General features: G+C 67.7%; 24 protein-coding genes, 2 tRNA genes and 1 riboswitch. Of the genes, 15 read left to right on the top strand and 11 right to left on the bottom strand.

What is annotated here, in order from left to right; all coding sequences use genetic code 11:
• The first annotated feature begins 68 nt into the window (after positions 1-68).
• A complete protein-coding gene (gene serA / locus ACIA49_RS27505) occupies positions 69-1,667 on the top strand; it encodes a phosphoglycerate dehydrogenase (RefSeq protein ID WP_396380210.1) in 1,599 nt (532 codons plus the stop codon).
• A gap of 99 nt (positions 1,668-1,766) precedes the next feature.
• On the opposite strand, the gene ACIA49_RS27500 is transcribed toward serA, so the two are convergent.
• The gene (locus ACIA49_RS27500) at positions 1,767-2,333 is read right to left on the bottom strand and encodes an O-methyltransferase (RefSeq protein WP_396380209.1); all 567 of its coding nucleotides are present in this window, start codon (positions 2,331-2,333) and stop codon (positions 1,767-1,769) included.
• A 123-nt stretch (positions 2,334-2,456) separates the two neighbouring features.
• Here ACIA49_RS27500 and ACIA49_RS27495 point away from each other — a divergent pair, with 123 nt between their 5' ends.
• The 3 genes from ACIA49_RS27495 to ACIA49_RS27485 are packed head-to-tail and all read left to right on the top strand — an operon-like array spanning position 2,457 to position 4,814.
• Positions 2,457-2,633: a hypothetical protein gene (locus ACIA49_RS27495; protein ID WP_396380208.1), complete on the top strand. Its 177-nt coding sequence runs from the start codon at positions 2,457-2,459 to the stop codon at positions 2,631-2,633.
• Positions 2,630-3,679 carry a 3-isopropylmalate dehydrogenase gene (locus ACIA49_RS27490; RefSeq protein ID WP_396380207.1) on the top strand — a complete coding sequence of 350 codons (1,050 nt, stop codon included), beginning with the start codon at positions 2,630-2,632 and terminating at the stop codon, positions 3,677-3,679. The genes ACIA49_RS27495 and ACIA49_RS27490 overlap by 4 nt, the downstream gene beginning before the upstream one ends.
• 46 nt (positions 3,680-3,725) lie before the next feature.
• Positions 3,726-4,814, top strand: a complete 1,089-nt coding sequence (locus ACIA49_RS27485) for a branched-chain amino acid aminotransferase (protein WP_396380206.1) — start codon at positions 3,726-3,728, stop codon at positions 4,812-4,814.
• A gap of 18 nt (positions 4,815-4,832) precedes the next feature.
• On the opposite strand, the gene ACIA49_RS27480 is transcribed toward ACIA49_RS27485, so the two are convergent.
• A complete protein-coding gene (locus ACIA49_RS27480; RefSeq protein WP_396380205.1) occupies positions 4,833-5,963 on the bottom strand; it encodes a polysaccharide lyase family 7 protein in 1,131 nt (376 codons plus the stop codon).
• 108 nt (positions 5,964-6,071) lie between these two features.
• Here ACIA49_RS27480 and ACIA49_RS27475 point away from each other — a divergent pair, with 108 nt between their 5' ends.
• The 3 genes from ACIA49_RS27475 to ACIA49_RS27465 all read left to right on the top strand — a co-directional run bounded on the left by ACIA49_RS27475 (position 6,072) and on the right by ACIA49_RS27465 (position 8,514).
• Positions 6,072-6,479 (top strand): hypothetical protein, encoded by a 408-nt coding sequence (locus ACIA49_RS27475; protein ID WP_396380204.1) that lies wholly within the window; start codon positions 6,072-6,074, stop codon positions 6,477-6,479.
• A gap of 197 nt (positions 6,480-6,676) precedes the next feature.
• Positions 6,677-8,266 carry a citramalate synthase gene (gene cimA / locus ACIA49_RS27470; protein ID WP_396380203.1) on the top strand — a complete coding sequence of 530 codons (1,590 nt, stop codon included), beginning with the start codon at positions 6,677-6,679 and terminating at the stop codon, positions 8,264-8,266.
• Positions 8,263-8,514 carry a hypothetical protein gene (locus ACIA49_RS27465; protein ID WP_396380202.1) on the top strand — a complete coding sequence of 84 codons (252 nt, stop codon included), beginning with the start codon at positions 8,263-8,265 and terminating at the stop codon, positions 8,512-8,514. The genes cimA and ACIA49_RS27465 overlap by 4 nt, the downstream gene beginning before the upstream one ends.
• Here the strand turns inward: ACIA49_RS27465 and ACIA49_RS27460 are convergent.
• Complete coding sequence (locus ACIA49_RS27460; RefSeq protein ID WP_396380201.1) at positions 8,507-9,055, bottom strand: TetR/AcrR family transcriptional regulator; 549 nt, start codon at positions 9,053-9,055, stop codon at positions 8,507-8,509. The genes ACIA49_RS27465 and ACIA49_RS27460 overlap by 8 nt on opposite strands.
• A complete protein-coding gene (locus ACIA49_RS27455) occupies positions 9,045-9,974 on the bottom strand; it encodes an oxidoreductase (protein WP_396380200.1) in 930 nt (309 codons plus the stop codon). Before ACIA49_RS27455 ends, ACIA49_RS27460 begins: the two co-directional genes overlap by 11 nt.
• A gap of 79 nt (positions 9,975-10,053) precedes the next feature.
• Between ACIA49_RS27455 and ACIA49_RS27450 the strand changes: the two genes are divergently transcribed.
• From ACIA49_RS27450 to ACIA49_RS27440, 3 genes are read left to right on the top strand one after another with little or no spacing between them, the layout of a single operon-like run.
• A complete protein-coding gene (locus tag ACIA49_RS27450) occupies positions 10,054-10,503 on the top strand; it encodes a MarR family winged helix-turn-helix transcriptional regulator (protein ID WP_396380199.1) in 450 nt (149 codons plus the stop codon).
• Positions 10,500-11,834: an MFS transporter gene (locus tag ACIA49_RS27445; RefSeq protein ID WP_396380198.1), complete on the top strand. Its 1,335-nt coding sequence runs from the start codon at positions 10,500-10,502 to the stop codon at positions 11,832-11,834. The genes ACIA49_RS27450 and ACIA49_RS27445 overlap by 4 nt, the downstream gene beginning before the upstream one ends.
• 10 nt (positions 11,835-11,844) lie before the next feature.
• A complete protein-coding gene (locus ACIA49_RS27440) occupies positions 11,845-12,432 on the top strand; it encodes an isochorismatase family protein (RefSeq protein WP_396380197.1) in 588 nt (195 codons plus the stop codon).
• A 186-nt stretch (positions 12,433-12,618) separates the two neighbouring features.
• On the opposite strand, the gene ACIA49_RS27435 is transcribed toward ACIA49_RS27440, so the two are convergent.
• From ACIA49_RS27435 to ACIA49_RS27405, 7 genes are all read right to left on the bottom strand, one after another.
• Positions 12,619-13,692 (bottom strand): ribonucleotide-diphosphate reductase subunit beta, encoded by a 1,074-nt coding sequence (locus ACIA49_RS27435; RefSeq protein WP_396380307.1) that lies wholly within the window; start codon positions 13,690-13,692, stop codon positions 12,619-12,621.
• Complete coding sequence (locus ACIA49_RS27430) at positions 13,683-16,565, bottom strand: ribonucleoside-diphosphate reductase subunit alpha (RefSeq protein WP_396380196.1); 2,883 nt, start codon at positions 16,563-16,565, stop codon at positions 13,683-13,685. Before ACIA49_RS27430 ends, ACIA49_RS27435 begins: the two co-directional genes overlap by 10 nt.
• 135 nt (positions 16,566-16,700) lie before the next feature.
• A riboswitch (cobalamin riboswitch) is annotated at positions 16,701-16,848 on the bottom strand.
• A gap of 30 nt (positions 16,849-16,878) precedes the next feature.
• Entirely contained in the window at positions 16,879-17,451 is a 573-nt protein-coding gene (locus ACIA49_RS27425; RefSeq protein WP_396380195.1) for a DinB family protein, read from the bottom strand.
• A 33-nt stretch (positions 17,452-17,484) separates the two neighbouring features.
• Entirely contained in the window at positions 17,485-19,395 is a 1,911-nt protein-coding gene (locus tag ACIA49_RS27420; RefSeq protein ID WP_396380194.1) for a potassium transporter Kup, read from the bottom strand.
• 29 nt (positions 19,396-19,424) lie between these two features.
• Positions 19,425-19,619: a hypothetical protein gene (locus ACIA49_RS27415; protein ID WP_396380193.1), complete on the bottom strand. Its 195-nt coding sequence runs from the start codon at positions 19,617-19,619 to the stop codon at positions 19,425-19,427.
• A gap of 9 nt (positions 19,620-19,628) precedes the next feature.
• Complete coding sequence (locus ACIA49_RS27410) at positions 19,629-20,477, bottom strand: 3-methyladenine DNA glycosylase (protein WP_396380192.1); 849 nt, start codon at positions 20,475-20,477, stop codon at positions 19,629-19,631.
• Positions 20,474-20,956 carry a GNAT family N-acetyltransferase gene (locus ACIA49_RS27405; RefSeq protein ID WP_396380191.1) on the bottom strand — a complete coding sequence of 161 codons (483 nt, stop codon included), beginning with the start codon at positions 20,954-20,956 and terminating at the stop codon, positions 20,474-20,476. The genes ACIA49_RS27410 and ACIA49_RS27405 overlap by 4 nt, the downstream gene beginning before the upstream one ends.
• Before the next feature lie 42 nt (positions 20,957-20,998).
• On the opposite strand from ACIA49_RS27405, the gene ACIA49_RS27400 reads away from it, so the two are divergent.
• The 5 genes from ACIA49_RS27400 (at position 20,999) to ACIA49_RS27380 (ending at position 24,564) form a co-directional block, all read left to right on the top strand.
• Positions 20,999-21,787: a fumarylacetoacetate hydrolase family protein gene (locus ACIA49_RS27400; protein ID WP_396380190.1), complete on the top strand. Its 789-nt coding sequence runs from the start codon at positions 20,999-21,001 to the stop codon at positions 21,785-21,787.
• Positions 21,780-23,312: a glutamate--tRNA ligase gene (gene gltX / locus ACIA49_RS27395; RefSeq protein WP_396380189.1), complete on the top strand. Its 1,533-nt coding sequence runs from the start codon at positions 21,780-21,782 to the stop codon at positions 23,310-23,312. The genes ACIA49_RS27400 and gltX overlap by 8 nt, the downstream gene beginning before the upstream one ends.
• Positions 23,312-24,199, top strand: coding sequence for a lysostaphin resistance A-like protein (locus ACIA49_RS27390; protein WP_396380188.1), 888 nt, complete (start codon positions 23,312-23,314; stop codon positions 24,197-24,199). Before gltX ends, ACIA49_RS27390 begins: the two co-directional genes overlap by 1 nt.
• 139 nt (positions 24,200-24,338) lie before the next feature.
• A tRNA-Gln gene (locus ACIA49_RS27385) sits at positions 24,339-24,410 on the top strand.
• A 78-nt stretch (positions 24,411-24,488) separates the two neighbouring features.
• A tRNA-Glu gene (locus tag ACIA49_RS27380) sits at positions 24,489-24,564 on the top strand.
• Positions 24,565-24,654 lie beyond the last annotated feature (90 nt).

The following is a 24,654-nucleotide window of genomic DNA, read 5'->3' as shown; positions in this document are numbered from 1 at the left end:
ATCGAACCAGCGGGCACAGCGCGGTGCTCTGTTCATGAGCCCCTACCGCTTCGCAGGAGACATCTCCCATGACTGATGTGACTCGTCCCGTCGTCCTGATCGCCGAAGAGCTGAGCCCGGCCACCGTCGAGGCCCTCGGTCCCGATTTCGAGATCCGGCACGCGAACGGCGCCGACCGCGCCGAGCTGCTCCCGGCCATCGCCGACGTCGACGCGATCCTGATCCGCAGCGCCACCAAGGTGGACGCCGAGGCCCTGGCCGCGGCGAAGAAGCTGAAGGTCGTCGCCCGGGCCGGCGTCGGCCTGGACAACGTCGACGTGAAGGCCGCCACCCAGGCCGGCGTGATGGTCGTGAACGCACCGACCTCCAACATCGTCAGCGCCGCCGAGCTGGCCGTCGCGCTGCTGCTGGCCGCCGCGCGCCGGGTTCCGGCCGCCGACCAGTCGCTGAAGAACGGCGAGTGGAAGCGCAGCAAGTACTCCGGTGTCGAGCTGTTCGAGAAGACCGTCGGCATCGTCGGCCTGGGCAAGATCGGCGTCCTGGTCGCGCAGCGGCTGGCCGCCTTCGGCATGAACGTGATCGCCTACGACCCGTACGTGCAGGCCGGCCGGGCCGCGCAGATGGGCGTCCGGCTCGCGTCGCTGGACGAGCTGCTGGCCGCGTCGGACTTCATCTCGGTGCACCTGCCGAAGACCCCGGAGACGATCGGGCTGATCGGCGACGAGCAGCTGCACAAGGTCAAGCCCGAGGTCATCATCGTGAACGCGGCCCGCGGCGGCATCGTCGACGAGACCGCGCTCTACTCGGCGCTCAAGGAAGGCCGGGTGGCCGCGGCCGGGCTCGACGTGTTCGCCAAGGAGCCCTGCACCGACTCGCCGCTGTTCGAGTTCGAGAACGTCGTCGCCACCCCGCACCTGGGCGCGTCGACCGACGAGGCCCAGGAGAAGGCCGGTATCGCCGTCGCGAAGTCGGTCCGCCTCGCCCTGTCGGGTGAGCTGGTGCCGGACGCGGTCAACGTCCAGGGCGGCGTGATCGCCGAGGACGTCCGGCCCGGCATCGGCCTGACCGAGAAGCTCGGCCGGATCTTCACCGCGCTGGCCGGTGGCGTCGCGCAGCAGCTCGATGTCGAGGTCCGCGGCGAGATCACCCAGTACGACGTCAAGGTGCTGGAGCTGGCCGCGCTCAAGGGTGTCTTCGCGGATGTTGTCGAGGACAACGTTTCCTACGTGAACGCGCCGCTGCTGGCGGCCGAGCGGGGCCTCGAGGTCCGGCTCGTGACCGACCACGAGAGCCCGGAGCACCGCAACCTGATCACGCTCCGCGGCACCCTCGCCGACGGCGCGCAGGTCTCGGTCAGCGGCACGCTGGTCGGCGTCCGGCAGTCCGAGCGCCTGGTCGAGGTCGACGGTTTCGACCTCGAGGTCGAGCTCGCCGCGCACCTCGCGTTCTTCACCTACGAGGACCGTCCGGGCATCGTCGGCCAGATCGGCCGCATCCTCGGCGACGCCGAGGTCAACATCGCCGGCATGCAGGTGAGCCGGGACCGCAAGGGCGGCAAGGCGCTGGTCGCTCTCTCGGTCGACTCGGCCGTGGCCCCCGCCGTACTGGACGACATCGCCTCGGCGGTCCAGGCGGACACTGCCCGCACTGTGGACCTTGACGCCTGACTAGACCGAATGGCTGTTTAACTGAGTAGTAGCCAGCCACCCGCAGGCGCATGGTGGCTGGTCAGGCCCCGGACCCAAGTGTCCGGGGCCGCTCTATTGCTAGCGGCGAGTAGCGAGGAGGACGGCGGCGTCCGCGGCCACCATCACCTCGACGGTGGTGAAACGGGAGTCCATCAGCCACTCCTGGCGGAGCGTGTCGACGCGGCCCTCGTACATCGGCGGCCAGACGCCGGACGGGGTGAAGTCGTCCAGGACGACGAAGCCGCCGGGCTCGACGACGTCGGCGATCACGTCGCGGGCCGAGATCTTGGCCTCGCGGGCGTCCACGAACAGCAGCGCGAACGGGCCGCGCTCGATCAGCGCGGTCCAGTCGGCCGAGACGACCTCGACGCGCTCGTCGTCGGCGAACAGTTCGGCGACCACCTGGGCCAGCTGCGGGTCGCTCTCCGCGGTGACGATCTTGGTGCCCTCGTTCGCGCCGCTGCGCAACCAGGCCGAGCCGACGCCGCAGCCGGTGCCGAGCTCGCCGAGCAGGCCGGTCTTGGACGCGGCCAGGCTGGCCAGGAGACGCCCGGTCTCGTTCCGGGTGGAGCTGACGAATCCGCGTCGTCCGGACAGGCTGAGGGCCGCGGAAACCAGCGGCGGCAGTTCTGGAGGAGCACTCACCGGTTGAGAGTTGCACAGCTCTGGTCCAGGGCCCGCACCCACATCTCATATATCGGGATCGAATGCCCGCATTGTGGCGAAATAGTCGCACACCAGAGTAAATTCGGACCCATCCTGCCGCCCATGACCAACCGGGGAGAGTGCAGCATGTACGACATGTATCCAGCCAACTGGCCCGCGATCGACGCCCGGGAGCGGAAGGCGGCGCGCCGCCGCAAGCCCCGCCCGGCGAGCGATGAGGTCAAGGCTGTCCAAGAGGCCATGAACCGCCGCGACAACGGGGGAGAACCCAAGAAGTGAGCGACAACAAGAACTTCACGCTGGCCGTCGTTCCCGGGGACGGGATCGGACCGGAGGTCACCACCGAGGCCCTGAAGGTCCTCGACGCGGTAGCCGCCCAGCACGGCGTGACGTTCGAGCGGACCGAGTACGACCTCGGCGCGAAGCGCTGGCACGCCACCGGTGAGACCCTCCCGGACGCCGAGCTCGAGGAGATTCGCCAGCACGACGCGATCCTGCTCGGTGCCGTCGGCGACCCGAGCGTCCCGTCCGGCGTCCTCGAGCGCGGTCTGCTGCTCAAACTGCGGTTCACCCTCGACCACTACGTGAACCTGCGCCCCTCGAAGATCTACCCGTCCGTCGGCTCCCCGCTGGCGAACCCGGGCGAGGTCGACTTCGTCGTCGTCCGCGAAGGCACCGAAGGCCCGTACGTCGGTAACGGCGGCGCACTGCGGGTCGGGACCCCGGCCGAGATCGCCACCGAGGTGTCGGTCAACACCGCGTACGGCGTGGAGCGCGTCGTACGGGATGCGTTTGCCCGGGCGCAGGCGCGGCCGCGCAAGAAGCTCACGCTGGTGCACAAGAACAACGTGCTCGTGCACGCCGGCCACCTGTGGACGCGGACCGTGGACAAGGTGAAGGCCGACTTCCCCGAGATCGCGGTCGACTACCTGCACGTGGACGCGGCGACGATCTTCCTGGTCACCGACCCGGCCCGGTTCGACGTGATCGTCACCGACAACCTGTTCGGCGACATCCTCACCGACCTGGCCGCGGCGATCACCGGTGGTATCGGGCTGGCCGCGAGCGGCAACATCAACCCGGACCGGACCGCGCCGAGCATGTTCGAGCCGGTGCACGGCTCCGCGCCGGACATCGCCGGTCAGCAGAAGGCGGACCCGACGGCGGCGATCCTGTCCGCGGCGCTGCTGCTCGACCACCTCGGCCTGCCCGAGGCGGCGGCCGCGATCGAGGCGGCCGTCACGGCGGATATCGAGGAGCGCACGGGCAGTGTCCGGACCACCGCTGAGATCGGCGACGCGATCACCAAGCGCGCAGCCGGCTGAAAGGTGGCTCTCGCATGACCAGTCAGCTAACAGGTACGGTGCGGCTATGAGCGCCTTAGAGTTCATCGTTGAGCCGAACACCCACCCGGCGAGCGACGACCAGCGTGCCTCGATCCTGGCGAACCCAGGCTTCGGGCAGTACTTCTCCGACCACATGGCGATCGCCACGTGGACGAAGGACCAGGGCTGGCACGACGCACGGATCACCGCCTTCGGACCGCTGGAGCTGTCTCCGGCGACCTCGGTGTTCCACTACGCCCAGACCATCTTCGAGGGGATGAAGGCCTACCGTCATCCCGACGACTCGATCCACCTGTTCCGCCCCGAGGCCAACGCGGCCCGGTTCGCGAGGTCGGCCCGCCGGCTCGCGCTGCCGGAGCTGCCCGAGTCCGCGTTCCTGGACTCGGTCAAGGCGCTCGTCGAGCTGGACCAGGCCTGGGTGCCCACCGGTGGTGAGACCTCGCTGTACCTGCGCCCGTTCATGTTCGGATCGGACCCGTTCCTCGGCGTCCGGCCGTCCGCCCAGGTGACGTACTGCGCGATCGCGTCGCCGGCCGGCTCGTACTTCAGCGGCGGTGTGAAGCCGGTCCGGATCTGGCTGAGCGAGGAGTACACCCGCGCGGCCCCCGGCGGCACCGGTGCCGCCAAGACCGGTGGCAACTACGCCGCGTCGCTGCTGGCCCAGGCCGAGGCGACCGAGAACGGCTGCGACCAGGTCGCCTTCCTGGACGCGATCGAGAAGAAGTGGGTCGAGGAGCTCGGCGGGATGAACCTGTACTTCGTCCTCGACGACAACTCGGTCGTCACCCCCGAGCTGTCCGGCACCATCCTCGAGGGCGTCACCCGGGACTCGATCCTGAAGCTCGTCACCGACCTCGGCCACTCCGTTGCCGAGCGCAAGATCTCGGTCGACGAGTGGCGCGAAGGCGCCGCCTCCGGCCGGATCCGCGAGGTCTTCGCCTGCGGAACCGCCGCGGTGATCACCCCGGTCGCCTCCCTGAAGTGGAAGGACGGCGAGGTCCAGGTGGCCGACGGCAACGGTGGCCCAGTCACCGCCGCCGTCCGCAGCGCCCTCCTAGACCTCCAGTACGGCCGTGCCGCCGACCCCCACAACTGGATGACCAAGATCTGCTGACCGACTGGCCGTCACCCACTACGAGTGGGTGACGGCCACACTCTTCAGCGTCGTCTGCCCGTAGTTGGTGTCGGCGCAGGGGGACGAGTTGGTGCAGTTGGCCTGGGTGTAGGCGCCGGCTTTGAAATAGGCGCCGGAGTAGTTCTTGGTGATCGTGGTTTGCAGGACGCCGTTGTAGTAGGCCTTCGTCTGGCCGCCGCTGACCACGAACTTGGCCTCGAAGACAGTGCCGAGGACATACGAGCTGGTGACCAGTTTGTGGTGAGTTGTGTCGCCGTTGGTGATGTAGAGGCTGCTGCCTTCGAGGCGGAAGACCGTGACATCGTCGTTCGCGTCGTGGATCTGCGCGCCGACCAGCTGCGGTTTGTCGGCAGGCAGGTGATCAAAAGACTCCCGTACGACGAGAGTGTGCGTACCCGAGGTGGACGACCAGCTGGCGTTGCTGCTGCCGTTCATTTCGCGGAGCTCCGACCGCGGATAGCCCGAACCGCTCGTGGTGACGCCGTTGACCGGTGCCCGGAACTGCACGCCGTCCCCGACGACCTTGAAGTACGGGTCGTTCGAGTAGGTGGCCAGCGCCGGCTGCTTGATCTCGGTCGGGCTCTCGTTCGCGCCGATCGGGAGCGTGACCTTCCAGTTGGTCAGGTCGAGGACATCGGCCGGGACCTGGGGAGCAGGGTCGCTGCCACCACCTCCCCAGACCTCGAACTCGGTGACGCTGTTCCACGTCCCGGTACCGCCCGAATTGAGTTGGTACCCATGACCGACGTACCGGACCTTGGTTGCGGGTTGGTCGGTGAAGTCGAAGGTCTGCAGGCCAGTCGTGCTGCCGCTGCTGAGGCCGTCGTACACGGTGGTCCAGGTGGAGCCGTTGAGCAGTTGCAGCTCGAAGTCGTTCTTGCGCTCGTCGCCCTTGTAGGCGGCGACCTTGAGGTGGCTGACGGTCTTGGTACCGCCGAGGTCGAGGGTGAGTGAGGCGCCGTCGCCGTCACCCGACCACCGGGTCGAGTAGTTGTTGTCGACAACATTGGCCGCGACGTTCGCGTCGCTGGTGCTCGCGGTCACGGAGCTCGCAGGTGGGGTGATCTCGACGTTCGCGGCCGGGGTGACCGTCGCGATCGCCAGGACTGTGGTCAGCAGGATCTTCATCGCGCGTTACCTCTCAGGTCAGGACGGGGCGGTCTTGCCTTGATTCACAGGATCTTCTCAGGCCCTATGGGTCCTTGGGGGTGGTTCGGCCCGATAAGGTCAACGGCCATGAGCAGCCTTCCGGTCGATGTCCAGGCGTATTACACGGACCTGGCGCAGCGCCGTGACTGGTCGTACGAGACCGTGGTCGCGGTCCGGACGACGGTTGACCTGATCCGCGATCTCGATCGCGGGACGGCGCCCCGGACGTACGGCGCGGTCGCGGCCGACGACGGGACGGACTGGCTGTTCGAGGCGGTCTGGCACGAGCGGGAGTGGGTCGTCGTACGGCAGCTCGGGGCCCGCGAGGACGGCGAGATCCGGCGTTACTGGTGGCAGCGGATCGAGGACGACGAGGGCATGCTCACCGACAAGGGGCTTGATCGCGAGGCCTGGGGAGTGCGGGATCTGTCCCGCGAGGACTTCTACACGGCGTGGGACGATCCGGCTGAACTATCAGCTACTCCTCAGTACTGATCGGCGTACTGGATGTTCGTGATGCGAGACAGTTCCGCCCTGGTCCGGACTTTGTGTGGCAGACTTCAAAACGTCATGAACAACCACCGGGTGATTATTACCTAGGCGTGCTCAGCCTGCAGTACCTGAGCACGCGGACCTCTCGCACCTTGCGGGGGGTTTTTTGTTTGCCCGATTTCGTCACCGGAAGGCCTCTCATGAGCATCTCCGACGAGTTCCACGTCTACGACACGACCCTGCGCGACGGTGCGCAGCAGGAGGGGCTCGCGCTGTCCGTGGCGGACAAGATTGCCATCGCGCAGCACCTGGACGACCTGGGCGTCGGATTCATCGAGGGTGGCTGGCCGGGCGCCGTACCGAAGGACACCGAGTTCTTCCAGCGGGCGCGGACCGAACTGGACCTGCGGAACGCGACCTTCGCCGCGTTCGGCGCGACCTGCAAGCCGCAGACCGCCGCGGCCGACGACCCACAGGTCGCTGCGCTGCGTGAGTCCGGCGCGTCGGTCGTCACACTCGTTGCCAAGAGCCACGATGCGCACGTCGAGCGCGCATTGCGGACCACGCTCGACGAGAACCTGCGGATGGTCGCCGACACGATCCGGCACCTGCGGGAGAACGGGCAGCGGGTCTTCCTCGACACCGAGCACTTCTTCGACGGGTACCGCGCCAACCGTGCGTACGCACTCGAAGTAGTACGGGTCTCGGCCGAGGCCGGCGCCGACGTGGTCGCGCTCTGCGACACGAACGGCGGGACGCTGCCGCGCGAGCTGCAGGACATCGTCCGCGACGTCCTCGAGAACACCGGCGCCCGGCTCGGCATCCACGCCCACAACGACGGCGGCTGCGCGGTGGCGAACTCGATCGCCGCCGTCGAGGCCGGCGTCACGCACGTCCAGGGCACGATCAACGGGTACGGCGAACGCACCGGCAACGCCGACCTGCTCGCGGTCGTGGCCAACCTCGAACTCAAGCGCGGGATGGAGCTGCTGCCGGCGGGCAACCTCGCCGACTCGTTCCGGATCGCGCACGCGATCGCCGAAGTGACGAACGTGCCGCCGTCGACCCGGCAGCCGTACGTCGGCCTGTCCGCCTTCGCCCACAAGGCGGGGCTGCACGCCAGCGCGATCAAGGTCGACCCGGATCTCTACCAGCACACGGATCCGAGCCGGGTCGGCAACGACATGCGGATGCTCGTCTCGGAGATGGCGGGCCGGGCCAGCATCGAGCTCAAGGGCCGCGAGCTCGGGTTCGACCTCGGCAACGACCGCGAGCTCGTCGCCCGGGTCGCCGACCGGGTCAAGGAGCTCGAGGCGCGCGGCTACACCTTCGAGGCCGCCGACGCGTCGTTCTCGCTGCTGCTCACCGAAGAGGTCGACGGGAAGCGGGCGTCGTTCTTCGACGTCGAGTCCTGGCGTGTGATCACCGAGTCCCGCGCCGACGGCGAGGCGGTCTCGGAGTCGACGGTGAAGCTGGTCGCCGGGGGAGAGCGCGAGATCGTCACCGGCGAGGGCAACGGCCCGGTGAACGCTCTCGACCATGCGCTCCGGACGGCGATCGAGCGGGCCTATCCGGTGGTGAACAAGTTCGAGCTGGTCGACTACAAGGTGCGCATCCTCGACCAGGGACACGGCACCGACGCGGTGATCAGAGTCCTCATCCAGACCGCGGACGGTGAAGGCTCCTGGGTCACCGTCGGCGTCGGCCACAACATCGTCGAGGCATCCTGGGAGGCCCTCGTCGACGGCTTCACCTACGGCCTCCTGCGTCACAAGGAGGTTGTCCGATGACCGCCGTACTCGATGCGCCCACGGCAGTTGTTGCCACCAGCACCGTCTTCACCGCACAGATCGTGGAGACGGTCGGCATGTTCGCGCGGATCGCCGTCCTGCTGAACCCGTACGACGTCCGTCACCTCTCGCTGTGTCTCGAGACGAACACCTTGCGAGTGGTTGTCGCAGGCAACGGTTTCGACGCCGGCCGGGTCGCCGCCCGTCTGGAGAAGGTGATCGGCGTCCTGGACGTGACGGTCAGCTGACCGCCCGCCAGCAGGCGTCGGCGATCTCGTCGAGCTGAGCCTCGGTCAGCTCGATGCCGCTGGCGGCGAGCCGGATGGCGGGGCTGAGCGCGAGCTCGTAGAGCACGTCGACGGGGAACGGGCGCAGCCGCGCGGCGATGTCCGGCTGGGCCACCTGGGCCAGGAACGGGTCATCAGGGTTGCTGAGCGCGGCCTCGTGCGCCGGACCCCGGTACGGCGAGTGCTCCACCTGCAGGAGGAACTGGGCATGCGTCGGGTTCGCCTGCAGATGCCGGTAGCAGGCGAGCCAGAGCGCGCGGAACCGCTGCTCGGGCGGGAGGCTTTCGTCCAGGTGCGCCATCGCGGCCGCGCCGAGCTCCGCCTTGGTCTCGGTATAGGCGGCCAGCACCACGTCGTCTTTCGACGCGTAGTACGTGTACGCCGTACCGGTCGCCACGCCTGCCTCGCGGGCGACCGCGTTCATCGACGCGCCGTGGAACCCGTTGCGGGCCACGAGAGTGCGCAGAGCCGTCCGTACGGCGACTGCTCGATCAGCGGCCATCTGTTGCGATCGCTACGCCGGTCTCTCGTTCGGACACGGCCCAGAGTTTAGCGATGGCCTGGTCCATCCCGAACCGGCGCAGGATGGGCTTGCGGACCGGCTGGCCGTTGTTCACGAAGAGCGGTCCGTAGAACTCGCCGCCCTTGGCCGCCGGATCTGTGGCGGCCCTCAGCTGTGGCAGGGCACCGTCGTTGGCGGACATGCCGGTCGCCCGGGTGGCCGCGTGGGCGATCCGTTGGGTGATGCCACCGCCCGAGCCCGCCACGCTGACCGACTGCAGGTCGGTGTCGGACAGACCTGGGTGCGCGATCAGGCTCGCCGTACCGGCTCCTGCGCTCTTGAGCTGACGGTCCAGCCCGAGCCCGAAGTGGAAGTTGGCCAGCTTCGCCTGGCCGTAGGCACGCCAGGCTCCGTAGCGGCCGTCAAGGTGCGGGTTGTCCACGTCGACCGGACGGCCCAGGTGATGCGCGGTGCTGGTCACGGTCACCACGCGGGAGTTCGGGGTGCTGATGAGAGCCGGCAGCAGGAGAGCGGTCAGGGTCCAGTGACCGAGGTGGTCGACGCCGAACTGCATCTCGAACCCGTCGACGGTCCGCGCCTCGGAGATCGCCATCACGCCCGCGTTGTTGATCAGCAGGTCGATCGTGCTGTGCGCGGCCAGGATCTTCTCCGCCGCCTCGTGCACCGAGGCCTGCGCGGACAGGTCGAGCGCGACCAGCTCGAGCGAGGCATCCGGGACGGCCGCCCGGATCTCGTCGGCGGCCGCGGCGGCCTTCTGCTGGTTGCGCACTGCCATCACGACGTGCGCTCCCTTCGCGGCCAGCTCCCTGGCGGTCACCAGTCCGAGCCCGCCGTTGGCGCCGGTGACGACCGCCGTGCGGCCGTGCTGGTCAGGAATGTCGGTTGGGGTCCAAGCCATCTCACGCCTCCGAATGAACGTTCATTCAAGATAGCAGACGAATATAGACAGTTTTAACTGATCAGTTTAGGCTGTTGATATGACCGATGAGCTGTCCGACTCCGCGATGCAGGCGGCGAGTGAGGTCCGGGTCGTCTTCGGGCGGCTCCGGCGCCGGCTGCGTGAGCTCGACGAGAGTGACGACCTGACGCCGTCGCGGACCTCGGTGCTGACCCGGCTGGATCGGGACGGTCCGGCGTCGGCCAGTGAGCTCGCGGCGGCCGAGCGGGTCCGCCCGCAGTCGATGGCCGCGATCGTCACGTCGCTGCTCGAGCTCGACCTGATCCAGCGGCATCCTGATCCCGCTGACGGCCGTCGGCAGCTGATCTCGCTGACCTCGGCCGCGCGTCGCCGCCTGCAGGGAGAGCGGCGGACCCGGCAGGAGTGGCTGGCCAGCTCCCTGCAGGACACGTGCACCGAAGACGAGCGGCAGACGATCCTCGATGCGCTCGCGTTGCTCAATCGCGTGGTCGAGGCGACCGGACGGTGAGCGAGGCCGGGCGGTTCGATCGGCGGTTGATCGCGCCGATGGTGGTCGGGTCGATCCTGAACCCGATCAACTCGTCGATGCTCGCGGTCGCGCTGATCCCGATCGGCGTCGCCTTCAGTGTCGGCCCGGCGCAGACCGCCTGGCTGATCACCGGTCTCTATCTCGCGACCGCGGTCGGGCAGCCGGTGATCGGGCGGTTGGTGGACCTGTTCGGACCACGGTCGTTGTACTTGATCGGTACGGCGACAGTCGGTGTGGCCGGATTGCTCGGCGCACTCGCCCCGACCCTCGGCGTACTGATCGCGTCGCGGGTGCTCCTCGGCTTCGGTACGTCGGCGGCGTACCCGGCCTCGATGTCGTTGATCCGGAGCGAGGCGGACCGGACCGGTCTCGAGACCCCGGCCGGCATTCTCACCATCTTGTCGATCTCCAACCAGGTGATCGCGGTCATCGGGCCGACACTCGGTGGGCTGCTGATCGGGCTCGGTGGCTGGCACCTGATCTTCACGATCAATGTGCCGTTGTCGTTGGCCTGCTTGATTCTCGGCTCGCTGCGGCTGCCGAAGACACCGCGCACCCGCTTGAAGCTGCAGCTCGACTACGCGGGCATCCTGCTCTTCGCCACATCCCTGGTGACCATCATGCTGTTCCTGACCGAACCGCGTGCGTCGCGCTGGTACCTACCGGTCCTCGGCGTTGCTTGCGCTGTGGCATTCGTCCTGGTCGAGCTACGCGTGGTGGAACCGTTCATCAACCTGCGAGTCCTCGGCGGCAACCGGCCGTTGATCGCGACGTACGTCCGGCAGGTGCTGGCCTACGTGATCAGCTACTCGTTCCTGTACGGCTTCGCTCAGTGGCTCGAGGAAGGCCACGCCTTGAGCGCGGCCACCACAGGTCTCCTGATGCTGCCGCTGTCGGGCGCCGCTGTCCTGATCACCGCACTCACCGGCCGCAACCCCCGGGTGCGAGGGAAGTTGGTTGCCGGAAGCATCCTTCTGCTGGTCGCCGGTGCGCTGCCGCTGTTCGTCGACGCCCGGACCGCATTGTGGTTCCTCGTGCTGATCGGTGTCGTGGCCGGTATCCCGCAGGGCCTGAACGGCTTGGCCAACCAGAACGCGCTCTACCGCCAGGCCGATCCCGCTCGCATCGGTTCCTCCGCGGGCCTGCTCCGAACCTGCACCTACCTCGGCGCGCTGATCGCTGCCGCCGCCAACGCCCACTTCTTCGCGAGCGGAGCGACAACGCCAGGTCTGCACGAGCTGGCCTGGTTCCTGCTCGTCATCGCCACGCTGCTCACCGCCGTCACGCTGACCGATCGATCCCTTGCCTGAAAGGACCGCCGTGCCCATCACCACCATCGACCCCAAGACCGCGCTCGTCGTCATCGACCTGCAGAACGCCCTCAAAGCCTTCCCCGGTACGCCGTACTCGATCGCGGACGTGATCGCCCGCAACGTCGAGCTCACCGACGCCTTCCGCAAACGCGACCTCCCCGTCGTACTGGTCCGGGTCAGCATCCGCCCCGACGGCTCCGACTGGGTCCCCGGCCGCACCGACGAAGGCCCCCGCCCAGCCGGCCAGATGCCCGCGGGCGCCGACGAGATCATCGACGAGCTCGCCGGTCACCCCGAGGACATCGTCGTCACCAAACGCAACTGGGGCGCCTTCCACGGCACCGACCTGGACATCCAGCTCCGCCGCCGCGGCATCACCCAGGTCGTCATCACCGGCGTCGCCACCACCTACGGCGTCGAATCCACCGCCCGCGCCGCCCACGAACACGGCTACCACGTCACCATCCCCACCGACGCCATCACCGACCGCGCCGAAGACTCCCACGCCCACGCCCTCACCCACGTCTTCCCCCGCCTAGCCGAAACCGGTACGACGGCCGACCTGCTCAACGCCCTCACCAAAACCCACCCCTAACTCCCACCCAAGCGCTCGTGCCCCCACTGATCAACCGGTCCGGCCGCTAACGTCCGAACGACCTGCGGGCGTGGTCAGCGTGTTTGCGGACGTTAGCGCGGGGCCGGCCGTAACGTCCGAAGGAATCGCACGTCATGGCTGCGATTCCTTCGGACGTTAGGCACCGGCGCTCCCGTCGTACTGGGGTTAGTCCCAGCTGAGGCCGGAGGAGGACTGGTACTCGATGACTCGGGTCTCGAAGAAGTTCTTCTCCTTCTTGAGGTCCATGACTTCGGACATCCAGCCGAACGGGTTGCGGGTCTCGCCGAAGATGGGGGCGAGGCCGATCTGCTCGGCGCGGCGGTCGGTGATGAAGTGCATGTACTGCTCGCAGAGGTCCGCGGTCAGGCCGAGCATGCCGTTCGGCATCGTCGAGCGGCCGTAGGCGACCTCGAGCTCGCAGGCCTCGGTGAGCATCTGCCGGACCTCGGCCTGGAACTCGGCCGTCCACAGGTGCGGGTTCTCCTGCTTGATCTGATTGATGCAGTCGATGCCGAAGTTCAGGTGGATCGACTCGTCGCGCAGGATGTACTGGTACTGCTCGGCGATGCCGACCATCTTGTTGCGGCGGCCGAGTGAGAGGATCTGCGCGAAGCCGGTGTAGAACCACATGCCCTCGAAGACCACGTAGAACGCGATCAGGTCACGCAGGAACGCCGTGTCGGACTCCGGCGTACCGGTCGTGAAGTCCGGGTCCTCGAGATGCTGGGTGTACTTCAGGGCCCAGGCGTCCTTGTCGGAGATCGACGGGACCTCGCGGTACATGTTGAACAGCTCGCCCTCGTCCAGACCGAGCGACGTACAGATGTATTGGAAGGTGTGCGTGTGCACGGCCTCCTCGAACGCCTGGCGCAGCAGGTACTGCCGGCACTCGGGGTTGGTGAGCTGGCGGTAGACGGCGAGCACGATGTTGTTCGCGACCAGGGACTCCGCGGTGGCGAAGAAGCCGAGGTTGCGCTTGAGCATCAGGCGCTCGTCGTCGGTGAGGCCGTCTTTCGACTTCCATAGCGAGATGTCGGCCTGCATCGAGACCTCGGTCGGCATCCAGTGGTTGTTGCAGCCGGCCAGGTACTTGTCCCAGGCCCACGTGTACTTCAGCGGGAGCAGCTGGTTGACGTCGGCGCGGGCGTTGATCATCGCCTTGTCGGAGACGTCGATGCGCGAGGCGCCGACGGTGATCGAGCCGAGGCCCGTGGCGTTGTCGGTCGTGGTCACTGGCAGGCCTCGCAGTCAGGGTCTTCGAGCGAGCAGATCGCTCCGGTCGGTTCGGGCAGCGGAGCGTTGTCGATGACTGAGGCAGCGGTGACCGGTACTGGGGTTGTCACCTGGGCCGGGATGGTGGCGGAGACCGCGTTGAGCTTGCCGTCGGTGCCCTGCAGTGTCGACTTCTCGACGTGGGTCTTCGACTGTGAACGCAGGTAGTACGTCGTCTTCAGCCCGTAGCGCCAGGCGTTGCGGTAGAGCTCGTCGAGCGCCTTGCCGGACGGCGAAGCCATGTACAGGTTGAGCGACTGCGCCTGGTCGATCCACTTCTGCCGGCGCGACGCGGCCTCGATCAGCCACAGCGGGTCGATCTCGAACGCGGTCGCGTACAGCTCGCGCAGGTCGGCCGGGACGCGGTCGATGTTCGTCAGGATGCCGTCGTGGTACTTGAGGTCGGAGACCATCACCTGGTCCCACAGCCCACGCGCCTTCAGGTCGTTGACCAGGTACGGGTTCGCGACCGTGAACTCGCCGGACATGTTCGACTTCACGAACAGGTTCGAGTACGCCGGTTCGATCGACTGGCTGACCCCGCAGATGTTGGAGATCGTCGCGGTCGGCGCGATCGCCATCACGTTGGAGTTCCGCATGCCGTCGCGCAGCACCTTGGTGCGCAGGGCGTCCCAGTCCAGCGACTTGGTGTCGTCCAGGATCACGTCACCCTTGCGAGCTGTGCGCAGGATCTCCAGCGAGTCGATCGGCAGCACGCCCTTGCTCCACAGCGAACCGTCGTACGTCGAGTAGGCGCCACGCTCGGCGGCCAGATCGCTGGAGGCCTCGATCGCGTGGTAGCTGATCGCCTCCATCGAGCTGTCGGCGAAGGCGATGGCGGCCTCCGACGAGTACGGGATGCGGAGTGAGAACAGCGCGTCCGCGAAGCCCATCAGGCCGAGGCCGACCGGACGGTGCCGTTGGTTGGCGCGCTCCGACTCGGGCGTCGTGTAGAAGTTCACGTCGATGACGTTGTCGAGCATCCGGACCGCGGTCTTCACCGTGTCGCGGAGCAGATCAGCGTCCAGGCCGGTCTCGGTCAGGTGCGCGACCAGGTTGACCGAGCCCAGGTTGCAGACCGCGGTCTCGTCGACCGTCGTGTTCAGCGTGATCTCGGTGCACAGGTTCGACGAGTGCACGACACCGCTGTGCTGCTGCGGCGACCGCAGGTTGCACGGGTCCTTGAAGGTGATCCACGGGTGACCGGTCTCGAACAGCACGGTCAGCATCCGGCGCCACAGGTCCAGCGCGCGGACCCGGCGGAAGACCCGGATCTCACCGCGGTCGGCGGCCGCCTCGTACTTCTCGTACGCCGTCCGGAACTCGGTCCCGAACAGGTCGTGCAGGTCCGGGACCTCGTCGGGCGAGAACAGCGTCCACTGGCCGTCGGCCTCGACCCGCTGCAGGAACAGGTCCGGCACCCAGTTGGCGGTGTTCATGTCGTGCGTCCGGCGGCGCTCGTCGCCGGTGTTCTTGCGCAGGTCGAGGAACTCCTCGATGTCCATGTGCCAGGTCTCGAGGTACGCGCAGACCGCACCCTTGCGCTTGCCGCCCTGGTTGACCGCGACGGCGGTGTCGTTGGCGATCTTCAGGAACGGTACGACGCCCTGCGACTCACCGTTGGTACCACGGATCTTGGCGCCGATCCCGCGGACCGGGGTCCAGTCGTTGCCGAGACCGCCGGAGTACTTGGCGAGCAGGGCGTTGTTGCGGATCCCGGCGAAGATGCCGGACAGGTCGTCGTCCACCGTGGTGAGGAAGCAGGACGAGAGCTGCGGACGCGTAGTACCGGAGTTGAACAGCGTCGGTGTCGACGACATGAAGCGGAACGAGCTGAGCAGCTCGTAGAACTGGATCGCGCGGCCCTCCCGGTCCTCCTCGCGCAGCGCCATCCCCATCGCGACCCGCAGGAAGAACGCCTGCGGCAGCTCGAACCGGGTCTTGTCGATGTGCAGCAGGTAGCGGTCGTAGAGCGTCTGCAGCCCGAGGAAGGCGAAGTCCAGGTCGCGCTCGGGGTGGATCGCCGCGGCCAGCCGGTCCAGGTCGAAGGTGGCCAGCTCGGGGTCGAGCAGGCCGGCCTCGATCCCGGTCGCGATGTAGCGCGGGAAGTATGCGGGGTAGGCCGTGGCCATGTCGGCCTGGCTGGCCTGCCGCGGCTCGCCGTGCACGCGACCGAGCGCCTCGCGGCGGATCTGGTCGAGCAGCAGGCGGGAGGCGGCGTAGCTGTACTGCGGCTCGGTCTCGACGTAGGACCGGGCGGCCATCACCAGCGCCAGCTCTACCTCGTGCTGGGCGATGCCGTCGTAGCAGGAGCCGATCGTCTCGTTCAGGATCTGCTCGGAATCGACCGCGTCCAACCCGGCGGCGGCCTCGGCGACGATCACGCGCAGTCGCTCGACGTCGAGCGGAGCGCGGGTCCCGTCGGCCTGGCGGACCGACACGACCGGCTTGGTCTCGGCCAGCTCCGCGGCGTCGGCGGGGGTGCGGGCCTTGTTGCGCTCCTCGCGGTACAGCACGTAGGCCCGGGCGACCTGATGCTCTCCCGCGCGCATCAGAGCCAGCTCGACCTGGTCCTGGATGTCCTCGACCTGGACGCTGCGGGTGTCACCGCGCCGCGTCAGCGCCTCGACGACCCGGCCGGTCAGGTCGGTCACCAGGTCCCGGACCCGGTGGGTGGCGCCGGCGTCGTTGCCCTCGACCGCGAGGAACGCCTTCGTGACGGCGACCGAGATCTTGGTCGCGTCGAAATCGGTGTTGCTGCCATCGCGGCGTACGACGGTCAGCTGGGTCCCGTGGCCGGCCTCGTCGGCCGCCGATCGGGAGGTGGAAGCGATGGTCACAAGTGCTCTTCTCTCGCTACGCGTACGGAGGACCGCGACTGTGAGAGCACGCGCGCACGACGAGACGACAGCACCGGCCGGACACTGGTCATCACGCCCTGCGACCCACCCTCGAGGTCTCGGACCGTGTGCACCGGCGGTGCACACGCCGGCGACAGGTACCCGGACTCGCGGAGACCTGTCGGCATCCGCTCACCGTTGCGGGGCAGCTCCGGAATTGCACCGGATTCCCCTGACCGCCAGCGAGAAGGACTCTAGGTCAGTCGCAACATCTAGTGGTAACCGACACGCCGTCCACGACATGTTGTGGTTCTCAAGCGGCGGTGCCATACAGATCCTGTAACGTCATGATCTCTGATCCGTGATGAATCAGCTCGCGATTGAGACGTAACACGACGTGCCCGAACGGCTCCTCGGCGTCCAGTGCGGTCGCCTGACTGAGCCCCGTCACCGTCACCTGGTCCTCCATCAGCGCCGCGATCCCGTCCTGCCAGGCCTCGACCCAATGCGTCAGCCACGCCACCGCGTCGCGCGCGTTCCCATGCAGCGTGATGTCCCCACGGCCCTGCTCCCGCGGCCCGAACGTCCACTCCCACCGCTCGAAGAACGTCTCCGTCAGATGCGCGATCAACCACGCGATCGTCCGCGGCCCCCGATGATCCGGCTCGTCCGGCCACTGCGCCACCCACTCCCCGGCCCCCTGTGACCGGTAATGGCTCGGGTAATGCCGCCGCACGACGGTCAACGCCTCACCCCGCGGCTGCCAGAAGTACTCCTCATCGGTCAGCCGCGCCAACCGCCCCGACAGCACCAGCCAACTGAACCCCAACTGCCCCCGCACCATCGCCATCGCCGACGGCTCGTGCAACAGCTCCCAGTCGAACATGTGTTCGAATGTAGAACTGCGCTCGCCTCGGTGTCAAACAGTGATCTGGGAACCCACGATGACGACTTGTTCGCGGGGGAGGTGGAAGTACTCCGCTGCGTCGGCGGTGATGGCGGTGGTGGCGAGGAAGATGTGTTTGCGCCAGCGGGGCATGCCGGGGGTGTCGCCCAGTTTGAGTTCGATGGCGGAGAGGAAGTAGGAGGTGTCGTCGGGGTCGACGGTGAGCTCGGTGCTCTGGGCGGCGGCCTGGGTGAGGATCTCGGGGACGTTGGCGTTCTCGACGTAGCCCAGGCGGGCGGTGACGTGGATGATGCCGTCGTCGGTGTAGCCGAGGTCGTCGACCAGGACGCGTTCCTCTTCGGGGGCGTGCGGGACGGTGAGGGTCTCGATCGACAGGATGACCACGTTGCGGTGCAGGACGTGGTTGTGCTCGACGTTGGCGCGCATCGCGAGCGGCACGGTGGTGTTGCCGCGGTTGAGGAAGACCGCCGTACCGGGGACGCGGGTGATCGGGCGCTCGTGCAGGGTGTCGATGAACTCGCGGAGCAGGCCTTCTTCCTTCTCGCGCTTGGCCGTGACGAGCTGGCGGCCCTGCTGCCAGGTGATCAGGACAGTGAAGACGGTGACCGCGATCAGCAGCGGCAGCCAGCCGCCGTGGACGAACTTGGTCAGGTTGGCGGCGAGGAACAGCAGTTCGACACTGAGGAAGAAGGTGGCGCCGACAATGACCATCCACAGCGGTTTGCGCCACTGTTTGCGGACGAGGTAGAAGAACAGCAGCGAGTTGATGACGATCGTCCCGGTGACCGCCATCCCGTAGGCGAACGCCAGGGCGGCTGAGCTCTCGAAGGCGAAGACCAGGGTCAGTACGGCGATCATCAGTGCCCAGTTCACCCAGGGCACGTAGATCTGCCCGGCGCTCTCGGTCGAGGTGTACCTGATCCGTAGCCGGGGCAGGTAGCCGAGCTGGACGGCCTGGTGCGCGACCGAGAAGGCGCCGGTGATCACGGCCTGGGCGGCGATGACGGTGGCGGCGGTGGCCAGCACCACCATCGGGATCCGGCCCCAGTGCGGAACGAGCAGGAAGAACGGGCTGCTGAAGGCGTTCGGGTCGTCGAGGATCAGGGCGCCCTGGCCGAGGTAGCTCAGGATGAGGGCGGGGAAGACCATGAACAGCCAGGCCCGGGTGATCGGCTTGCGGCCGAAGTGGCCGAGGTCGGCGTAGAGCGCCTCGGCGCCGGTGATCGCCAGCACGACCGCTGCCAGGGCGAAGAACGCCGTCCCGAAGTGGCCGGTCAGGAAACCGATCGCGTACGTCGGTGAGAGCGCCTTGAGGATGCTCGGGTGCCGCACGATGCCGCCGATCCCGCAGGCGGCGATCGTGACGAACCAGATGATCATGATCGGTCCGAACGAGCGGCCGATCCGGCCGCTGCCGTGGCGCTGCACGCTGAACAGGCCGAGGATGATGGCGGCGGTGATCGGCACCACCCAGGTCGCCAGGCCCGGCTGGAGGACCTCGATCCCCTCGACCGCGGACAGCACCGAGATGGCCGGGGTGATCATCGAGTCGCCGAAGAACAGCGAGGCGCCGAAGATGCCGAGAGCGGCCAGGATGACCGTGGTCCGGCGTCCGTTCGACTCGCCGGTGCCGCGGATCAGGGTGATCATGGCCAGGATGCCACCCTCGCCCTGGTTGTCGGCGCGCAGGACCAGCAGCACGTACTTCAGCGTCACCACGATCGTGACCGACCAGAAGACCAGTGAGATGATCCCGAACACATTCGTGGTGGCGGTCGCCACCGGATGCGGGTCACCGGGATTGAAGATCGTCTGGATGGCATAGATCGGACTGGTCCCGATGTCGCCGAAGACGACGCCGAGGGCGCCGATCATCAAAGCGGCCTTGGCCGGGGTCCGTACCCCCGTGGTGTGGCTCGTCACGGTGAAGATTGAACCATGGGGCGGGGCCCTCAGCGCTTGCGTGGCCCCCGGATGGCGACGTACAGCAACCCGACGCCGAAGGCGGCGACGATCGGTCCGACGATGGCCCACAGCGAGCTGCCGGTCATCGAGCTGCCCTTGAGATAACCGAGTCCCTGCAGCGTCCAGACCGCGCCGAGCACGGTCAGCAACACGCCGAAAGCGATGGCGACAATCTTTCCCATGGTCGGAGGTTAGTCGAGCAACTCGTCGCACAGGGCAACGAGTCGCTCGCGGAGCGGCCGGGCCCGGGCCGCGAAGGTCCGCTGAGCGGCGGCGTACTCGGCCTTGCCGGCCGCGGTTTCGATCCGGACCGGCTCGTAGCCGAGCGGTGCCAGGTCGTACGGCGAGGCGCGCATGTCGAGCGTGCGGATGTCGCGGGCGAGCTCGAAACAGTCCAGCACCAACGCGCTCGGCGTGAACGGTGCGAGCTTGGTCGCCCACTTGTAGAGGTCCATGTTGGCGTGCAGACAGCCGCCCTGCTCCAGCTTCGGCTGCGACTCGCGCGTCGGCTGCAGGACGTTGAGCGGTCGCGCCTCGTCGGTGAAGAAGCGGAAGGCGTCGAAGTGCGAGCAGCCGATCTTGTGCGACTCGACCACCTGATCGGTGCCCTCGGCCCCTAATCGCAGCGGCCACTTCTCATGCCGTACGGCGTCCGTCCGGTACACCATCGCCCATTCGTGCAGACCGAAACACCCGAACTGCGGTTGCCGATCCAGCGTCGCGCCGAGCAGTGCGCGGATCCACTTGATGCTGTCCGTCCGGCGCTCGATCCCGGCGGGATCGAGCTGCGCGGTGCCGTCGATCACCACATAGCCACGGCGCTCGCCGTACTCGGGAGCATCGAGCAGCCGGAGGCTAGGCCCAGGGTGCCAGAGGCGCAACTGGTTCGGGCGCGCGGAGTAATAGGTGAAGAGGAAGTCCTCGACCGGGTGGGACTCTCGGCGCTGCTTGCGGGCGAGATGCCCAGCCAGCAGGGCGTCCGCACGCAGAGTGTGCGCCTGCTGCAAGGGCTCCCAGTCCGAGCGGAGAAGAGTGGTCACAGCGCCAGCGAGAACGCGTAGAGATCGATGCCGGCAACCGGGGACCAGTCACGCTCCGGGAGACGCTCAAACCCCAGCCGCTCATAGATCCGGTGGGCGGTCTTCATATACACAGCACTGCTGAGCACGATCCGCGGCAGCCCGCGCGAGCGCGTCTGTTCTATACAGTGCTCGGTCAGCGCGGTCCCGATCCCGAGTCCACGCGCGCGTCCGGCGACTCCGAGCATCCGGAACTCGCCCTCGTCGTCCAGCCCGATCTCCCGGTACGGCGAGCCGGCCGGGCAATAGGTGACCGTGCCGAGCAGGCCATCGGCGTCAGCCGCGACCCACAGCTCAGCCTGTACGGCGCGATCGGCGGCAGCACGCAGCGTCATCGCGTACTCACCGCGGACGAAGCCGTCGTGTGAGTACGCCTCCACGGTCAGTTCGCCGACGGCGTCGTACTCGTCCGGTTGGGCCCGGCGGATCTCCCAAGTCACCGCACCACTGTCTCATTCCACCGCGACGGTAGGCTCGGGCCCGTGCGTATCGCCAGATTCTCCGTCGACGACGAACCCAAGTACGGCATCGTCGAGACCGACGACCCCGAGGGGCTCGTCGGAACCGTCGCCCTCCTCGACTCCGACCCGCTCTACCGGCCGGTCCAGCTCACCGGGGAGACGCTGCCGCTGGCCGACGTCCGGCTGCTGGCCCCGGTGATCCCGCGCAGCAAGGTGGTCTGCGTCGGCCGCAACTACGCCGCGCACGCCGCCGAGCTGGGCAACGAGGTGCCGCCGGAGCCGATGATCTTCCTGAAGCCGAACACCTCGGTGGTCGGCCCGCTGGACGGCATCGTCTACCCCGAGCAGACCAACGACCTGCAGTTCGAGGGTGAGCTGGCGATCGTGATCGGCCGGATCTGCCGCGATCTGCCCAAGGAGCGCGCCGAAGAGGTGATCTTCGGGTACACGATCGCGAACGACGTGACCGCTCGCGACCTGCAGAAGACCGACGGTCAGTGGGCCCGGGCCAAGGGCTACGACACCTTCTGCCCGCTCGGCCCGTGGATCCAGACCGACCTCGACGTGGCGGATCTGCGGGTGACCACGACCCTGAACGGCGAGACCAAGCAGGACGGCCGGACGTCGCAGTTCATCTTCGACATCCCGACCGTGCTGGCCTACATCACCTCGTTCACGACGCTGCTGCCCGGCGACGTCGTACTGACCGGAACGCCGGCCGGTGTCGGCCCGATGCTGCCCGGTGACTCGGTCTCGGTCACCGTCGAAGGCCTCGGGACGCTGACGAACAGGGTGATCGTGCGTGACTGAGCGGCCCGCTCGCGACGATTCCGACGTCCTGGGCGGCCTGCGACCGGAGCAGGTCCGGGTCCGGTTCCCACCGTCCCCGACCGGCCTGCTCACGGTCGGCAACATTCGCAGTGCCTTGTTCAACTGGGCCTTCGCCCGGCACTATGGCGGCACGCTCGTGCTCCGGATCGAGGACACCGACCAGACCCGGAACACCCCGGAGGCGCTCGACTACACGCTCGACGCACTGCGGTGGCTCGGCCTGACCTGGGACGAGGGTCCCAGCGTCGGTGGTGACCTCGGCCCGTACCTGCAGTCCGAGCGGATGGACCTCTACGCCGACATCGTCACCAAGCTGATGGCGGCCGAGAAGGCGTACCACTGCTACTGCTCGCAGGAGGAGCTCGACGACCGCCGCGACGCCGCTCGCTCGGCCGGACAGCCCAGCGGGTACGACGGTCACTGCCGCGCGCTGACCGACGAGCAGCGGGAAGCGTTCCTGGACGAGGGCCGCCGGCCGGTGGTCCGGCTGCGGATGCCGGACCGGCCGATCGTGTTCGACGACCTGGTCCGCGGCGAGATCACCTTCCTGCCCGAGAACCTCGGCGACTACGTCCTGGTCCGGGCGAACGGCTACCCGCTCTATCCGCTGGTGAACCCGGTCGACGACGCCCTGATGAACATCACTCACGTGCTGCGCGGCGAGGACCTGCTGTCCTCGACGCCGCGCCAGATCGCGTTGTTCGAGGCGCTGGCCGAGATCGGGATCGGCAGTGGCCGGACGCCCCGCTTCGGTCATCTGCCGATGGTGATGGGGTCCGAGGGCAACAAGAAGCTGTCCAAGCGCGACCTGGGCGCCGGCCTGGACGAGTACCGCACCCAGGGCTTCCTGCCCGAGGGCCTGCTGAACTACCTGGCCCTGCTCGGCTGGTCGATCGCCGACGACCGCGACGTGTTCACGATGGCCGAGATGATCGAGGCCTTCGACATCCGCAAGGTGAACTCGAACGCGGCCCGCTTCGACCAGAAGAAGTGTGAGGCGATCAACGCCGCGCACATGCGGATGCTGCCGCAGGACGAGTTCGCCGCTCGCACGGTCCCCTTCCTGGTCAGCGCCGGCTACCTGCCGGCCGTGCCGTCCGACGACCAGCTCGCCGTACTGCGAGCCGCCGTACCGTTGGTGCAGGAGCGGATGGATGCGCTGGGCGAGTCGGTGGAGCTGCTCGGCTTCCTGTTCGCCGGCGACCGGTTCGTGATCGAGCCCGACGCCGCGGCGAAGGTGCTGGCCGGCGATGCCGGGACGGTCCTGGAGGCGTCGGCCAAGGCACTCGAGAACGTCGAGTGGACCACCGAGGCGATCGAGGCCGCCTTGCGGGCGTCGCTGGTCGACGGCCTCGGCCTGAAGCCGAAGAAGGCGTTCGGCCCGGTCCGCGTCGCCGTCTCCGGCCGTCGCGTCTCGCCCCCACTGTTCGAATCGATGGAGCTGCTCGGCCGCGAGGTGTCGTTGCGGCGCATCGAGCAGGCGCGCGTGAAAGTGGAGCACTGATGGCAGCACCGACGTACCAACGCCTGTTGAAGAACGACGCGACCCCGACCGGGTACGTCGTCCTCGGCGCCCTGACCATCTTCGTCGGCTGGTCGATCGCCGGCGTGCTCTTCCTGAGCATCGGCCGCGCGATCCGGGTGGATCCGCCCGGTACGACGTCGTGGATCACGCTGCTGATGACGAACTTCTACCTGATCTCGCTGATCCCGCTGAGCATCTGGGTCGCCCGCCTGCTGAACCGGCAGGCACCGGGGCTGCTGTCCTCGGTGGTCGGCCGGCTGCGCTGGAAGCCGCTGGCCTGGTTCGCCGTCGCGGCGGTCGCTCTGGAGCTCGTGGCGCTGCTCGCGGTGAAGGTCGGTCTGGTCAGCGTGCTCGACAACAGCAAGACCGGGATGGCGCCGGACGTCGTCGGCGTGATCCTGGTTGCGTTGCTGACCTCGACGTTCCAGGCGGCGGGGGAGGAGTACTTCTTCCGCGGCTACCTGCTGCAGGGCGTCGGTGCGTTCGTCCGGAGCCCGTTGGTGGCGGTCCTCGTCACGACTGTGCTGTTCACGATGGCGCACGGCGTCTGGCCGTGGCAGAGCCCGGCGTTGTTCCTCGACCGGTTCGCCTTCGGCCTGCTCGCGGGCTTCCTCGCGATCCGCACCGGCGGACTCGAGGCCTCGATCGCAGCGCACGCCGCGAACAACGTCGTGACCTTCGTGTACGCCGCTCTGACCAACAGCGTCGGCTCGAGTCTCGGCGCCACGGATGCTCCGTGGTCGCTGGTGATCCTCGACATCCTGAAGTTCGCCGCGTTCGGTGCGGTCGCCGTCCTGATCACCCGCCGCGAGAACCTCGAGACCACCTGCAAGCTGCCGCTCGCCCAACTCCCGAGGATGGTGTGACGGGTGTGACAACCCGCCCGGGGGACCTCGTTTTGGTGTCCGGCGGGTGCCTCGGGTAAGCTCTCCGAGCCGGGTTGGTGAGGGCGGAAACAAACTCTCCAGGCCAGTGCAGTGGTCTTCTTTGAAGGAAAAATGCCTTTGGGGTATGGGGTAATTGGCAGCCCGTCTGATTCTGGTTCAGTTAGTCTAGGTTCGAGTCCTAGTACCCCAGCGGATTGGACCGCACCGATGAAAATCGGTAAAGTTCAACCTCGTTGCCCGGTCCGCAAGGACCGGCTGACAAAACTCTGGCCCCGTTGTGTAGCGGCCTAGCACGCCGCCCTCTCAAGGCGGTAGCGCGGGTTCGAATCCCGTCGGGGCTACCAGAGCGAAGACCCTCAACCTCCGGGTTGAGGGTCTTTTTGTCGTCTCTGGACACTCGTCATCTAACCGCTTAGAGTCTAAGCGGTTAGATT

This window comes from Kribbella sp. NPDC051587, assembly GCF_044453945.1.
Lineage (GTDB): Bacteria > Actinomycetota > Actinomycetes > Propionibacteriales > Kribbellaceae > Kribbella.
This window is presented reverse-complemented; position numbering and strand designations above follow the sequence as displayed.